Annotated in this window: 11 protein-coding genes; 6 read left to right on the top strand and 5 right to left on the bottom strand. The window is 69.1% G+C overall.

The genetic code is table 11. The annotated features are described in order from the left end of the window. Positions 1-87: 87 nt before the first annotated feature. The 3 genes from G4D85_RS35610 to G4D85_RS35600 are packed head-to-tail and all read left to right on the top strand — an operon-like array spanning position 88 to position 3,518. Entirely contained in the window at positions 88-900 is an 813-nt protein-coding gene (locus G4D85_RS35610; protein ID WP_164018548.1) for a DUF481 domain-containing protein, read from the top strand. Positions 901-923: 23 nt separating this feature from the next. Continuing rightward, complete coding sequence (locus tag G4D85_RS35605) at positions 924-2,516, top strand: AbgT family transporter (protein ID WP_164018547.1); 1,593 nt, start codon at positions 924-926, stop codon at positions 2,514-2,516. A 15-nt stretch (positions 2,517-2,531) separates the two neighbouring features. Beyond that, positions 2,532-3,518, top strand: a complete 987-nt coding sequence (locus G4D85_RS35600; protein ID WP_164018546.1) for a type II asparaginase — start codon at positions 2,532-2,534, stop codon at positions 3,516-3,518. A 21-nt stretch (positions 3,519-3,539) separates the two neighbouring features. Here the strand turns inward: G4D85_RS35600 and G4D85_RS35595 are convergent, their stop codons facing one another. The 5 genes from G4D85_RS35595 to G4D85_RS35575 all read right to left on the bottom strand — a co-directional run bounded on the left by G4D85_RS35595 (position 3,540) and on the right by G4D85_RS35575 (position 10,616). Next, entirely contained in the window at positions 3,540-4,115 is a 576-nt protein-coding gene (locus tag G4D85_RS35595) for a hypothetical protein (protein ID WP_164018545.1), read from the bottom strand. Positions 4,116-4,214: 99 nt separating this feature from the next. Beyond that, the gene (locus tag G4D85_RS35590; protein WP_240359705.1) at positions 4,215-5,774 is read right to left on the bottom strand and encodes an SLC13 family permease; all 1,560 of its coding nucleotides are present in this window, start codon (positions 5,772-5,774) and stop codon (positions 4,215-4,217) included. 56 nt (positions 5,775-5,830) lie between these two features. Further along, a complete protein-coding gene (glsA, locus tag G4D85_RS35585) occupies positions 5,831-7,672 on the bottom strand; it encodes a glutaminase A (RefSeq protein WP_164018543.1) in 1,842 nt (613 codons plus the stop codon). A 101-nt stretch (positions 7,673-7,773) separates the two neighbouring features. Further along, positions 7,774-9,132: a DUF2254 family protein gene (locus G4D85_RS35580; protein ID WP_164018542.1), complete on the bottom strand. Its 1,359-nt coding sequence runs from the start codon at positions 9,130-9,132 to the stop codon at positions 7,774-7,776. Next, entirely contained in the window at positions 9,132-10,616 is a 1,485-nt protein-coding gene (locus tag G4D85_RS35575; RefSeq protein WP_164018541.1) for an aspartate ammonia-lyase, read from the bottom strand. Before G4D85_RS35575 ends, G4D85_RS35580 begins: the two co-directional genes overlap by 1 nt. Before the next feature lie 262 nt (positions 10,617-10,878). Here G4D85_RS35575 and G4D85_RS35570 point away from each other — a divergent pair, with 262 nt between their 5' ends. The 3 genes from G4D85_RS35570 to G4D85_RS35560 all read left to right on the top strand — a co-directional run bounded on the left by G4D85_RS35570 (position 10,879) and on the right by G4D85_RS35560 (position 15,045). Next, a complete protein-coding gene (locus G4D85_RS35570; RefSeq protein ID WP_164018540.1) occupies positions 10,879-11,652 on the top strand; it encodes a haloacid dehalogenase type II in 774 nt (257 codons plus the stop codon). Positions 11,653-11,767: 115 nt separating this feature from the next. Beyond that, positions 11,768-13,573 (top strand): RCC1 domain-containing protein, encoded by a 1,806-nt coding sequence (locus tag G4D85_RS35565; protein ID WP_240359693.1) that lies wholly within the window; start codon positions 11,768-11,770, stop codon positions 13,571-13,573. Positions 13,574-13,668: 95 nt separating this feature from the next. Further along, on the top strand, positions 13,669-15,045 hold the full coding sequence (locus G4D85_RS35560) for a di-heme oxidoreductase family protein (protein WP_240359692.1): 1,377 nt from the start codon (positions 13,669-13,671) through the stop codon (positions 15,043-15,045). The last annotated feature ends 13 nt before the right edge of the window (positions 15,046-15,058 follow it).

Here is a 15,058-nt window from a genome sequence, read left to right as displayed (position 1 = left end):
GCCGAAGGTTGTGCGGAACCCGAAGCTGGGAATCGCCGGCTTCAATCGGATCTGCGCCCGGCAGGCCCTCCACCTCATGAGGCAAGCATGAGTCCTCTCGTCCTGCTCTTCACGGTCATGACGCAGTCTCCTACGGAGCCTCCCGCCGAAGCGGCGGCGGAGGCACCCCCGCCGGCGCTTGTCGAAGAAGAAGAGGAGGAGGGTCCCTGGACGGGCGACGTCGGGCTCGGCATCTCCTTCTTCAGCGGCAACAGCCGCGCGTTCACGGTGACGGGCGACGCCATGGCGGAGTACGACACTCCAGAGTGGGCCATCACCCTGGAGGCGGATGGTGCCTACGGAGACGCCGCTGAAGGCGAGGACGCGGAGCGGGAGCTCACGGCCAAGACGCTCGGCGGGTGGGCGCGCGGCGAATATCGCGTCACGCCCCTGCTCAGCGCCTACACGTTCCTCGGCGCGGAGACCGACCACCCAGCGAGCCTCGAGCTGCGCACCGAGGTCGAGCTGGGGATGGGCGTCACCATCCTCGAGCGCGAGGAGGAGGAAAACGAGCTGTTCCTGCGAGGCTACCTCGGTGGCAGCTACGCCAGGGACCGCAGGTTCCAGTACGTCCCCACGCGCGAGAACCTGCCCGACGTGACCCTGTGGTCCCCCGCGCTCGGCGTGACGTTCCGCTACGACGTCAACGAGCGCGTGGAGCTCAGGGAGGACGCCCTGCTGCTTCCGGACGTCATCGGCGACTCGCGCGTGCTCCTGGACTCCACCACGAAGCTCTCCGTGCACATGACGGAGCGCTTCTCGCTCACCACGTTCTTCGAACTGCAACACGACAGCTCGCCCGCGGAGGGCAAGGTGCGTACGGACACCTCGCTTTCGGTGGGGGGCGAGCTGTCGCTCTGAGGTTGGAAAGGATCGGGACTCCCATGAGTAAGGCCGCTCATTTCGATGATGTTCACCTCCCCGGCGAGACGAAGAAGAAGGAGCCCGCGAAACCGCCGAAGAAGAAGGGCATGGCGCGGGTGCTGGACACCGTCGAGAGGGTAGGGAACAAGGTCCCTCATCCGGCGGTGATCTTCGTCGCGCTGATTGGCGTCGTCATCGTGCTCTCCCATGTCTTCTACATGCTGGGAGCCAGCGTCACCTACGAGACCATCAACCCGGAGACCCACGCGGTGGAAGAAACGACCACCGTCGCGCAAAGCCTGCTGACGGGAGAGGGGCTGCGCTTCATGTTCGCGGGCGTCGTCCAGAACTTCATGAACTTCACTGCGGTCGGCGTCATCATCGTGGCCATGCTGGGCGTCGGAGTCGCTGACTCGGCGGGCCTGGTGGGCGCCTTGATTCGCAAGCTGGTGGCGGTCGCGCCTCGCAAGCTCCTGACGTACATCCTGGTGTTCGTCGGCATCCTGTCGAGCATCGCCGCGGACGCCGGCTACCTGGTCCTGATTCCCCTGGCGGCGGCGGCCTACCTCACCGTGGGCAGGCACCCGCTGGCCGGCCTGGCGGCCTCCTTCGCCGGAGTCGCGGCGGTCTTCACCGTCAACATCCTCATCAAGCCGCTCGACGGAATCCTGACCGAGATCACCAACGACGCCATCCATATCCTCGCCCCGGAGCGCTCCATCGACCTGACGGCGAACTTCTGGTTCTCCGTCGCCTCGGTCGTCATGCTGACCGTCGTGGTCTCGCTCATCAGCGACAAGGTGATTGAACCCCGGCTGGGCGAATACAAGGGAGAGAAGCCGGCCGAGACGGGGGCGGCGCTGTCCAAGGATGAGTCGCGGGGACTGAAGTTCGCGTTCTGGGGGCTCATCGGGGTCCTCGTGGTCTTCGGTCTGCTGGCCCTGCCGCCGGGCGCGCCCCTGCGGAATCCGGAGACGGGCGCCCTCGTCGGAGACTCGCCGTTCATGAACGGCCTCATCGTCGCCATCACCGTGCTGTTCCTGGTGACGGGAGCCGCCTACGGCATCGGCGCGCGAACCATCAAGAGCAGCGTCGATGTCATCAAGGCCATGGAGAAGGCGGTCGCCGGGCTGGGCGGCCTCATCTTCCTGCTGTTCATCATCAGCCAGTTCATCGCCTTCTTCACCTACTCCAACATGGCGACGCTCGCGGCCGTGAAGGTGGGCGATGTCCTGGAGAATGCGGGGCTCGGCGCCGTCCCACTGCTCATCGGGTTCGTCGTGGTCGTCGCCATGCTCGACCTCATCATGACGGGCGCCGTCCCGAAATGGGCCATCTTCGCGCCGGTCTTCGTGCCGTTGCTGATGCGGCTGAATGTCGACCCCGAAGTCGTGCTGGCCGCCTACCGCGTGGGTGATGGGCCGTTCAATGCCATCTCACCGATGAACGCCTACTTCGCGCTGATAGTGACGTTCGCCCAGAAGTACCAGAAGGATGCGGGCGTGGGGACGGTCGTGGCGCTGATGCTGCCCTACGTCGTGGTGGTCTTCGCGGTGTGGATTGTGCTCCTGGTGGGTTGGCACCTGCTGGGGCTTCCCTGGGGACTCGGGTGAGTCACGGAGGTCGCCATGTCGAGAGTGCATCTTCTGGCCACGGGCGGCACCATCGCGGGGAAGGCCGGGTCCGAGGTGGACCCGGGCTACCGCTCCGGTGAGGTGGCCGTGGAGGGACTCATCGATGCCGTCCCCGGGCTGCGTGCGCTGGCGCAGCTCAGGGGCGAGCAGGTGGCCCAGGTCGGCAGCCAGGACATGAACGACGCCCTCTGGCTGCTGCTGGCTGCCCGGATAGATGCGCTCTTCGGCGCCAACGAAGCCGATGGCATCGTCATCACGCATGGCACGGACACGGTGGAGGAGACCGGCTACTTCCTCCACCTGGTGGTGAAGAGCCCGCGGCCGGTGGTCCTCACGGGCGCCATGCGGCCGGCCACCGCGCTGAGCGCGGACGGGCCGCTCAACCTCTACAACGCGGTCGCCGTCGCCGCGGACCCCGCGGCGCGGGGCCGCGGGGCCATCGTGGTCCTGAACGACGACCTCCACTGCGCGCGCGACGTGACGAAGGCGAGCACCACGGACGTGCACACGTTCATCTCACCGGGCCCGGGCCTGCTGGGCAGCGCCAGCTATGGACGCATCCGCTACTTCCGCCAGCCCCCGCACCCGCACTCGGCCGCTTCCGAGTTCTCCGTGGACGGCCTCGAGCGCCTGCCCCGGGTCGACATCCTCTATGCCCACGCCAACATGCCCGCCGACCTGGTGCGCGCCAGCGTCTCACTGGGCGCGCGCGGCCTCGTGGTGGCGGGGATGGGCAACGGCAACGTGTCCACGGATGCGGCGAGCGCGCTCGCCGAGGCGGTGCGGGCGGGCGTCGTTGTCGTGCGCAGCAGCCGGGGGCTGAGCGGAGATGTGGGCCGGAACATCGAGCTGGACGACGATGCGCTGGGCCTGGTGGCCGCCGACCAGCTCAACCCGCAGAAGAGCCGCGTCCTGCTCCAGCTGTGTCTGGCCCGGGGAATGGGCCGGGGCGCCGTGCAGGAGGCATTCTTCCGTTACTAGCCCCCACCGCTTCCCGGGCGCTCAGCGCCGCTGGTCACGCCGTGCCTGGGTCCGCCGGCCCCGGGCGGCCGCATGGGACTGGCGCTTGACGGCCGGGAAGCGCTGCTGCTTGAGGGCCCCGCCCTTCTTCTGACGGGAGGCCGCGCGTGACACCTTCGCGGTGCGCCCCGCGGTGCGCGTTCGCCGGGCCGGCTTGCGTCCACCCGTGGCCACGCGCGTCCGCGTCGGCGTCCGACGCGCTCCCTGCTTGGCGCGGGCGCCGCTCACCGCGCGGGGCCTGGCCGACGTCTTCCGTTCGAGCCGGGTGAGCTGCTTCTCGAAGCGCTCCAGCGTGAGCGCGAAGTACTCGGCCTTCTGGCGGGTGTTGAAGTTGCCCTCGGCGCGTCGGGACCGGGTGGGCGTCTTCTTGCCAAGCGCCTCCCGCCGCTGCCGCTTCGCCTGGTCCTCGTATTTCTTCATCAAGCGGCGCGTGCGCTGGATCTTGCTGCGCAGCTCTCGCGGCGACAGCTCGGACACGTTGCGCGGAGCGCTGGCCAGCACGAGCTGCGCCTCGCTCTCGGTGAGCAGTGACATCCTTTTCGACGGGACTGTACGCATGGACTCCACCTCATACTTACGGGATTGCGTCGCGGAACATCCACACCTTCTTCCGGGAAGCAACCTGCCCTCGGGGCACCTTGTGATGTCTTTGGAGGATCAGAAGGGCCAGAGGATGGGGATGAGGAGGGTCGATACCCCCAGGAACAGCAGCAGCAGGGGCAGCCCGAGCTTCCAGTAGTCCCCGAAGCGGTAGCCCCCGGGTCCCATCACCATCATGTTCACGGGGGTGGCGACCGGGGTGAGGAACGAGGCCGCCGCGGCCACGGTGACGGTCATCAGCAGGGGGCGCGCGGACACGCCGGTCTCCGCGGCGGCGAGCACCGCGACCGGGATGACGATGAGCGCCGTCGCCATGTTGCTGATGAGCTGGCCCAGGCAGGCGGTGAGCAGGAAGAGCCCGACGAGCAGTGCGTACGGCCCGGCGGGACCGACCACGCTCACCAGGGCGTGGGCTACCTTCTCCGCGGCGCCAGTCTCGAACATGGCCGTCGAGAGCGGAATCATGGCGCCGACCAGGACAACCGTCGTCCAGGAGATGCTGCGGTAGGCCTGCTCGACGGTGAGCACCTTCAGCAGGACCATGGCGCAGGCCGCGAGCAACCCCGCGACGACCGCCGGCACCGCGCCCGAGGCGAGCAGCACCACCATGGCGACGAGCACGCCGATGGCCTCCCACGCGCGGGCACCCATGGGGACAGCCTGCCGGCGGACGAGCTCCGGCGGGTTGACGACCAGCACGCTGGGGGCTTCGAGGTTCTCGTCGAGCGCGGCCCATGTGCCCTGGAGCAGCAGCGCGTCGCCGACGGCCAGCACGGTTTCCCCGGGGCCCTGGTCGGTTCCCTTGCGCTGGACGGCCAGGACCACCAGGTCTCCGCTGGGGGTGACCATGCCGGGATAGACCTGCATCCCTACCAGGCCCGACCGGGGGGGAACGACGATCTCCGCGACGCCGAGCTCGCGGGTGAGCAGCGGGCCGGTGACGTCATGGTCGAGCTGGTACTGGCGCACGAGCATCCGGGCGTGCTCACTGAAGTCGGCGGGAACTGCCCGGGCGGTCCGCTGCGGGAGCAGGCGATGGCCGAACAGCAGGACGATGGCGAGAGTCCCGAGCAGGAGGGGAACTCCGAGGAGGGCGAACTCGAGGAAGGCGAAGCCGCGCGGCCCGACGTCCGCCGCCGCGTCCGAGACGATGACATTCACGGGTGTCCCGGTCAGCGCCAGCAGTGAGCCTGCATGCGCCGCGAACACGAGGGGCATGAGCAGCTGCGACGGTGGCCGGCCGAGCCGGGTGGCCATGACGACCGCCACCGGCAGGAGGGCAGCAACCGCGCCATTGACGCTGATGAGCGCCGTGAGGAAGGCCACGGGAAGCATGGTGAGCAGGAGCAGCCGCGTGCTGCTCTGTCCCGCCCGGGCAATCAGCTTCTGCCCCGCCCACGTCGTGACGCCCGCCGCGTCGAGGCCCTCGCTGACCACGAACAACGTAGCGATGAAGATGACGGTGGGCTCACCGAAGCCGGCGAGGACCTGCTCGAGCTCGAGGACCCCCGTGGCGTAGAGCGTGAGGCTCGCGCCGATGGCCACGATGCCCACGGGGATGCGATTCCAGACGAAGAGCACCACCACCATGGCGAGGACGGCGAAGCTGATCATCATGGGGCTCACGGGCGACTCCTTGCGGTGCGCGACGGCTCAGAAGCCCTCGGTGGCCTTCAACGTCTCGACCCCCAGGCAGGGGCGGCCACGGGCCAGCAGCCCACCTCGCGGCTGGAGGCGAGCAACCTCCACAGCCGGGCCAGGACGCGAGGGTGCTCCCGCTCCAGTCGCTCCAGCTGCGCCCGGCGCAGCAACCCGCCCTCGCCGGGCAGCTCCGCGACGAGCATGGGCTGGGCACGGCCGTCGTCCAGGGGTTGCAACCGGGTGACCGCCGTGCCCGGGCCCATCGAGCCGAGCCTTCGCGCCGTGGCGCCCTGGGTGTACGCCGCCAGGCGTCCCGAGAGGATGAGGAGCAGGACCTCGTCATCGGAGGCGAGCACCCTCTCCTCGCGTTGGTAGGTGTAGGGCGATACTGCCGCGCTCAGCACGGCGCGTGCCTCGTCATCCAGGGCCGCGAGCACGTCATGGTCCCTCAGCGGTAGCTCGGCGGCGGGCGCGAGCAGCGCGCCGTGACGGTCGAGCAGGGCGTCCTCGCACCATTCGAGCGCCTCCTCGGGTGAGGGCAGCTCGACGGTGGCATGAGGGAGGAGGCCGCGACGGTGCCCGTCCCCGACCACCACGACGATGCCGCGGGTGCCGAGCTCGAGAACGGCGGCGTCCAGCATCCGCGCCGCGACGGGATGGAGCCGGGAAATCCCTTGCACGTCGAGCACCAGCCAGCGGGCGCTCCCGGGGCGGGCCGCGGGCACCGCGCTCAGTGACTGGAGGATGACCTCGGCGGCAGCGAACTCGATGTCACCCTGGAGACTTCGAAGGTCGATGTCGCCCCCATGCGCATGGAGCACGTCCCGCTCCTTGCGGCGCCGGAGCCGCCCGGACCGGGTCGTCACCGCGCTTCCGGCGTGGGCGATGACGGGGGCGGAGCGGCCGGGGTGGTGCATCAGGTGCAACTGGAAGCGCTCGGCGAGCACGCGGCTCGCGGCGACGGCTCGCACGCTGTTGCCCCGCGCATCGAGCGGCGGGCTGAAGAGGCCGATGCCGAACTGCCCCGGACTCACGGCCACCAGCCCGCCGGAGACGCCGCTCTTCGCGGGCAGGCCCACGCGCAGCAGCCACTCTCCGGCGTAGTCATACATTCCACAGCTCGCCATCACGGCGAGCACATGCTCCGCAATCGACTGAGAGACGACCGTGGCCTTGGTGCAGGGGTTGATGCCGCCATTGGCCAGGGTGGCTGCCATGACGGCGACGTCCGCAGCGGTGGCCAGGAGCGCGCACTGGCGGAAGTAGACGTCGATGGCCTCGTCGACATCGCACCGCAGGGAGCCCGCGTTGCGCATCAGATAGGCCAGCGCGCGATTGCGGTCTCCCGTTTCGAGCTCGGAGGCAAACACCTTCTCGTCCATGTCGAGAGGCCGGCCGGCGAACGCCGAGAGCAGCTCCCGGATGCGCTCGAACCTCGCGGCCGGTCCATCGCCCCGGACCAGGGAGGTGGTCAGGATGGCTCCGGCGTTGACCATGGGGTTGGACGGACGGCCGCTGCCCGGTTCCAGGCTGATGGCATTGAAGGCCTCGCCGCTGGGTTCCGCTCCCACCCGGGAGAGCACCTCCTCCAGCCCCAGGTCGGCCAGGGCCAGCGCGTAGACGAACGGCTTGGACACGGACTGGAGGGTGAAGGGCACAGCCGCGTCGCCAGCCTGGTAGCGGCGCCCGTCCAGCGTGGCGAGCGCCAGCCCGAACTGCCCCGGGTCCACCTCCGCCAGCTGGGGAATGTAGCTGGCCAGGGTGCCGCTCGAGTCGGACGCGAGACTGGCGTGAAGCTCGTTCAAGGCCGCCGTGATGGGGTCGGCCGTCTCCTCCATGGGCACCGCCTCAGGAGTGGGTTTCCCCTCACGCATCGGCGTCTCCGGTTTCCACGGTGTCCGCAGCCTTTCACGCAACACTCACCACGCACCGCGAGGCGTGCAATCGCACCGAGGGGCAGGGGCGGGGCGTCCACTCAGTCAGGAAGCCAATGGGCCCGCGCTCGTTCGACTGTCGTGCGGCGCCCCCCCTGGAACGTCGCCTGGACACGGTCCGCCTCGATGAGCAGGCGATGGAAGCGGTCGCGCTCCTGGGCGCCGTGGGCGTTGGCCTCGGCGAGCACGCGAGCAAGGAGCGCGTGCGCCGCGGCGCGGTCTTCCGCGTCGCGCGCGGCCAGGCCCACGGTGAGCGCAATCTGGAGCACCTCTTCGAGCACCTCGGGGTTTCCCATTCCGTAGTGGAGGGGGCCATCGACAGCGAGGAAGAGGAAGTCGCGCAACCGCGTGGCCGCGACGGAGACACGTGCCCTCCCGTCCGGGTCGACCACGTTCCAGTCCCCGAGCGGGAGGCCCGCCAGCCGGCGCATCACCGAGCGAACCTGCTGCAGCGCCTGCCGAGCCGTGTAGGGGTCGTTCGCGGACGAAGACAGGGCGCGATTGGCGACATCGACGAGGATGCGGAGCCCGAGGGCGGGGTCGCTGCCGGGCTCGCGTGCCGCGGTGATGAGCAGGGTGTCGGAGAGGTCTCGTATCGCGTGGGCATCCACGGGCCCACCGCCGTCCGCCGCCACCCAGCCGATGACCTCCTCCTTGTCGACATACTCGCCCACGGTGATGCAGATGCGTGCCCGCACGCCCCACTTCCGGGCGCGCAGCGCGAGGCGCCGGAGGTCGACCTCGGCGAGGTAGCCCGACGTTGGAGCGCCGAGCGCCGTGGCATCCGCCGGGAGCGCCAGGGGCGCCGCAGGGTCGAGCGGGAGCCGCTTCAGGCGAGCCTGGATGCGGCGCTCCGTTGCCGAGACAATCAGGTCCTGGACGAGCCCGAGGACGCGCTCCACGCGCATGAAGCGGAAGGTGCGAACCATGCAGAAGACGAGGAAGAAGAGCGCTCCGAGGGTCAGCATGAAGGCGCCCGAGAGCACGGGCCGAGGCTGCACTCCCGCGTCTGGGATGACGCCCAGCTCGCGTACGGCCGCGAGGATGTAGCCCGTGGAGAGGGCGAAGAGCGGGATGGCGCGGCGCAGCGGCGCGCTCTTCAGGTAGATGGGGACCAGCCGTGGCGAGTACTGGTTCGCCGCGGATTGGATGACCGGCGCATTCAGGGACAGGACGACGGTGAGGACGGTGACCTGGAGTCCGAGCAGGCCCATGAGCATGGAGCGGGTGTCGTCGGGGTCACCCTCCCAGGCCATCCCGAAGTAGGCCGGAGCGGTGTCGGTCTGTTTGCGGGCGAGCCAGATTCCGAGAACCACTCCCACGACGAGCATGCCGAGCAGGAGCAGCCAGTAGGGCTCACGGATGGCCTTACGCAGGCGGCGGATGGCCGGGCCGCTCACTACCCCCCCTCGTCGTCTCTCTGCGTCAGTGCCTGGCCGCGGGTCAGCCGCTCCGGAGAGAGCAGCTCGGAGAGCTGCTCCCGCGTCAGGAGACCGGAGGCCGCCACCAGGTCAGCAATCCTGGCGTTCGCGCCGAGGGCCTCCCTCGCGAGTTTCGTCGCGGCGGCATAGCCGATGTGTGGAATGAGGGCGGTGATGACGCCGACGAAGGAGTCGACCTGCTGCGCGAGCCGCTCCTTGTTCGCGGTGATGCCCCTCACGCAATTCACCCGCAGCGTCTCCATGGCAGCGGTCATGAACTTGAGGTTCTCGAACAGCACGTGGGCCATGACTGGCCCGAAGGCGTTGAGCTGGAGCTGACCCGCCTCGGCGGCCATGGTCAAAGTCACATCGCCCCCGGCAATCACGAACGCCACCTCGTTCACGACCTCCGGAATGACCGGGTTCACCTTGCCCGGCATGATGCTCGAGCCCGCCTGTCTCGGCGGGAGGTTGATTTCGTTGAGCCCTGCCTGGGGTCCGGAGCTGAGCAGGCGCAGGTCGTTGCAGATTTTCGAGAGCTTCATCGCGCTGCGCTTGAGTGTGCCGGACACCTCCATGAAGACGCCCACGTTGGTGGTCGCCTCAATCAGGTCGGGTGCGGTGACGATGGGGTGTCCGGTGATTGCCGCCAGATGCTTGCGGGCGGCCTCCGCGAAGCGGGGGTCCGCTGCGATGCCCGTTCCAATCGCCGTCGCGCCCAGGTTGACCTCCGCCAGGCGCCGGATGACCCCCTTCAGGCTTGCGTGGTCCTCGGCCAGCGTGACGGCGAAGCCTTCGAGCTCCTGTTGCAGCGTCATGGGCACGGCGTCCTGCAGCTGCGTACGGCCAATCTTCACGATGCCCGCGAACTCCCGCCCCTTGTCGCGAAACGCCTGTTCCAGTTGCTCGAGTTCCGCGAGCAACCGCTCGAGGGACAGCATCAACCCGATCTTGAGCGCCGTCGGATAGGTGTCGTTCGTGCTCTGGCTCCGATTCACGTGGTCATTCGGGTCCAGATGCTCGTAGCTGCCCTTGGGGTAGCCAGCCAGCTCCAGGCCGCGATTGGCGATGACCTCGTTGAAGTTCATGTTCGTGGAGGTGCCAGCGCCTCCCTGCATGACGTCCACGATGAACTGGTCGTGCAGCTTGCCGCCCTTGATTTCCTCGCAGGCACGGTCGATGAGCTCGGCCGTGGCCGCATCGAGCGCACCGATTTCGGCATTCGCGCGCGCCGCGGCTTGCTTCACGCAGGCGTAGCCGAAGAGGAAGTCGGGATACACCGAGATGGGACGTCCACTGATGGCGAAGTTGTCGAGCGCGCGGCTGACGTTGATTCCCCAATAGGCGTCGGCTGGAATCTGTTTGGAACCGAGACTGTCGGTCTCGGTGCGTGGGGGCGCGCCGTTCGGAGTCAGCGTGTGGATGCTCTTCTGGAACGTCTGCTCCGCGCGTGGGTCGGCCATCGTCGTCGTTCCCCGGAAGGTCGGTACATGCCGTGGTCGCCCTATGTGCGCACCGCCGGGGGCGCTGGCCATGCGGCCCGGGTGCAGGACGACGCTTCAGAAGCGCACGGGGCGCGGGCAGGGTGCGAAGTGAGAGCGAACCAACACTGCGAACCACAGCCTGTTGGACCGCGCTTCCCCTGCTGTCATCCCGTCGTTTTCCGGGAAGACTCACGAAAGAGCCCTGTTGTGCCTTGCTGATGTCTCAGAACAGGAGAGCCGGATGCGCTCGACTCATCGACTCCTGACGTTGCTGCTGGCCTGCCTGGGGGTGGGCCTGCAGTCGTCCTGTGCCGCGCCTCAGCAGGGGCAGGCCGCCCCAGCGCCGAAAGTCATCTTCTTCGATGTGAACGAGACGCTGCTGGACCTCGAGTCCATGCGTCAGTCAGTGGGGGAGGCCCTGGGCGGACGGGAGGAGCTGCTGCCGCTGTGGTTCTCGACCATGTTGCATTACTCGCTGGTCGAGACAGTCACGGGGAACTATCACGACTTTGGCGCGGTCGGCACGGCCGCCCTCATGATGGTGGCCCAGAACAACGGCATCGCACTGAGCCAGGAACAGGCGAGAGCCTCGATTGTCACACCGCTGCTCGAGCTGCCCGCCCATCCTGACGTCATCGAGGGACTGCGGGCGCTCAAGGCCCAGGGCTACACGCTGGTCTCCCTGACCAACTCTTCGTATCTCGGCGTGCAGACGCAGCTCAAGAACGCCGGGCTGACGGAGCTGTTCACGCGCAACCTGAGCATCGAGGACATCAAGGTCTACAAGCCCGACCTGCGGACCTACCGCTGGGCGGCGGAGCAACTGGGCGTCAAACCGGAGGATGCGGTCCTGGTGGCGGCCCACGGCTGGGATGTCGCAGGGGCAAAGGCCGCCGGATTCCAGGCCGTCTTCGTGGCGCGCCCCGGCCAGGCGCTCTACCCCCTGGCCACGAAGCCGGACCTGGTGGTCAAGGACATCCGGGAACTGGCGGAGGTCCTCGGCAAGCGCCCGTGAGGGGCGCCTGCCTCCGGACGGACGCCTTCAGCTTCGACATCTCGCGAAACGTCGAATTGAGCCCGGTGTCGCTTGCGCGCCTCTCGGCACGAGCGATATGAGGTCGGGCCAATTTATGACTCTGCAAATCAATCTCAATATCTCTCCAGGGGCCTTCATGAAGTCCCGGGCCTGTCTCCTGGCGCTCGTGGCCCTGTGGCTCGCCGCCTGTGGGTCGGACGTGGAGTCCACGCCCGGGGTGCCCGTAGCCCCTCACGTCATGGTGTTCTCGCCCGAGTCGGGTGCCATGTCCGAGGAGCCCGTGGTGCGGCTGTCCGGCACGGTGAACGCGCCGGGCGTGCTGACCGGGCTGACGGTGCAGGTGAACGACGGCGAGGCGCGTCCCGTCGAGTGGACGCAGGGCCCGGCCAGTTCCGGCACCTTCACGGTGGAGGTGACGCTCTCCGAGGGCGACAACACGGTGCGCCTGGGGGCGGAGGACCGGAGCGGCGGGACGAGCGCGCGGGTCATGAGCCTGCGCTATGTGCCGGAAAGGGTTCCTCCCGAGGTCCAGGTGCTGTCGCCGGAAGAGGGCCTGGCCATCACCGTGCGCCGCGTGCGCGTCGAAGTCGCCGCCACGGACAACAAGGGCGTGGTGGGGATGAGCTACTCGCTCAACGGCGGGGCCGAACAGGCGCTGGAGGCGCCCATCACGACTGACGGCACCGTAGCCTTCGACGTGTCGCCGCGGCCCGGTGCCAACCAGGTGGTGGTGAAGGCGCGCGACGCGCGGGGCAACACGGGCGAGGCCACTGCGGCCTTCCACTTCGGCGGGCTGGCCACGGCCGGGGCGCTGCACAGCGGGACGCTGCGCAACGGCCGCGTCTACGCATGGGGCCGCAACACCCGGGGGCAGCTGGGACTGGGCGCGGACGTGACGGCGAACCAGACGCAGCCCCGGATGGTGCCGGGTGTGGAGGCGGCGGCCTCCGTCGCCTTCAACCAGAACTTCTCCATGGCGCTCGTGTCGGATGGCACGGTGTGGACGTGGGGTGAGAACCTGGACGGCCAGCTTGGCCTGGGCACGCCGCCGGTCGAGGGCGAGCCCCACACGCCGGATGTCACTCCGCGCTATGTGGCCACGCGCGTGCCAGGCCTCACCGGCGCGGTGGCGATTGCGCCCGGGTACAGGCACGCGTTGGTGCTGATGGAGGACGGCACGGTGCGCGCCTTCGGCAACAATGATGACGGCCAGCTGGGCGACGGCACCACCGAGTCGCGGGACGCCCCGGTGGTGGTGCAGGGCCTGACGGACGTGGTGAAGCTGATGGGCGGCTTCATGCACTCGGTGGCCTTGAAGCGCGACGGCACCGTCTGGGTGTGGGGCCGCAACAGCTACGGCAACCTGGGTACGGGCACGGACGACGACGAGGCCCACACGGCGCCGAATCAGGTGCCGGGCGTGACGGGTGTGGTGGACATCGCCAACGGCCGCGACCACATCCTCGCCCTGCACACGGACGGGACGGTGTCCGCGTGGGGGCTGGACGCCAGTGGGCAGCTTGGGACTGGCACCCTCTCCGTGGGCGGTGAGAGCGCGACGCCAGTGAAGGTGAAGAACGTGACGGATGCGCGCGCCGTATTCGCCAACGGTAACTACAGCTTCGCACGGCGGGCGGACGGCTCGCTGATGGCGTGGGGGCAGAACGGCAATGGCCAGCTCGGGCTGGGGTTGACGGAGCAGAGACGCCTGGACCCCTCGCCCTCGTCGCCGGAGGTGGCGCCGCTGTCGTCCATGGGCATGGGCGCCTCCCACGTCATTGCCGTGCGCGCCGACGGCTCCGTCTACGCGTGGGGCTGGAACCTCGACGGCTCGCTCGGCCCTGATGCCGTCATCGACCGCTGGTCCTATACCGACCCCATCCCGGTGACGCTGCCTTGAAACAGGCCGTTGCCGGCTCTTTGCTTCTCCTGACACTCCTTGGCCTCGTCGCTTGCGACGGCGCTGGGGCGCCGCGCCCCTCCGCCCAGCCTCCGGTGGAGGAGCCGCCTCCCGAGGAGCCCCCTCCGGAAGAGCCTCCGCCTCCGCCGCGCTTCGACGTGGTGGAGGAAGGTGAGGAGAAGCCCGGCGGTGATACCAGCGTGGTGGTGACGGGTGCCGCCGCCTTCACGAAGCCGGCGGCCAACCTCGTGCTGGCTCGGCGCGCGGAGTTCTTCGTGGGCGAGTCCGTCTTCGAGGCGAACTGGGTGGGCGCGGGCGGCACCCAGCCGGAGCGGGATGGGCTGGGTCCGCTCTTTCACTCCGTCTCCTGCCTCGCCTGCCATCTGGGCAATGGCCGCGGCAGGCCGCCCGAGGAGGGCGAGGTGGCGGACACGCTGCTGGTGCGCCTGTCGGTGCCCGGCACGGACGCGCTTGGCGAACCGAAACCCGAGCCTACCTATGGAGATCAGCTCCAGCCTCGCGGAGGCGGTGGCGTGAGCGCCGAGGGGCAGGTGCGCGTGCTGTGGACGGAAGTCCCGGGCACCTTCGAGGATGGAGAGCCCTACTCGCTCCAGTCTCCGTCGCTGGTGCTGACGGAGTTGTCCTACGGACCACTGGCGCCGGATACGCGCACGTCGGCCCGCGTGGCCCAACCCATGGTGGGACTGGGCCTCCTGGCGGCAATGGGGGAAGAGACGCTGCTGGAGTGGGCAGACCCGGAGGACGCCAATGGAGATGGTGTCTCCGGCCGGCCCAACCGCGTGTGGAGCCACCGGCAGGGCCGCGAGGTGCTAGGGCGCTTCGGGTGGAAGGCCAACCAGCCAGACCTCGAGCAACAGAACGCGGCGGCGCTGCTGGGCGACCTGGGCCTCACGACGACGCTCTTCACGCAGGAGAACTGCATGGCGGGGCAGACGGCTTGCCGCGCGGCACCTCACGGTGGCACACCCGAGGTGAGCCAGCGGCAGCTCGAGTCGCTCGACTTCTACTCGCACACGGTGGCGGTGCCGACGCGCGAGGGCGTGGACGCACCCCAGGTCCTCCAGGGCAAGGCCGTCTTCCACCGCGTGGGCTGCGCGCGCTGCCACCGGCCCTCCATCACCACTGGCACGCTGGAGGGCTACCCGGAGCTGTCCGGTCAGCGCATCTGGCCATACTCGGACCTGCTGCTGCATGACCTGGGCGAGGCGCTGGCCGACGGGCGCGAGGACTTCCTCGCCTCTGGACGCGAGTGGCGCACGCCGCCGCTGTGGGGCCTGGGCCGCGCCGAGACGGTGAGTGGACACTCGCGCCTGTTGCATGACGGCCGAGCACGCACGCCACTGGAGGCCGTCCTCTGGCACGGCGGCGAGGCCGCGTCCGCGCGCGAGGCGGTGCGGAAGCTGTCGAGACAAGAGCGCGACGCGCTGAGCGCCTTTCTCGGTTCGCTCTGAGTCGTCGCCGTCG

Origin of the sequence: Pyxidicoccus trucidator, assembly GCF_010894435.1 — a bacterium.
In the GTDB taxonomy this organism is placed as follows: domain Bacteria; phylum Myxococcota; class Myxococcia; order Myxococcales; family Myxococcaceae; genus Myxococcus; species Myxococcus trucidator.
Note: the sequence above shows the minus strand (reverse complement) of the source record. Positions and strands in the feature narration are given on the sequence as shown.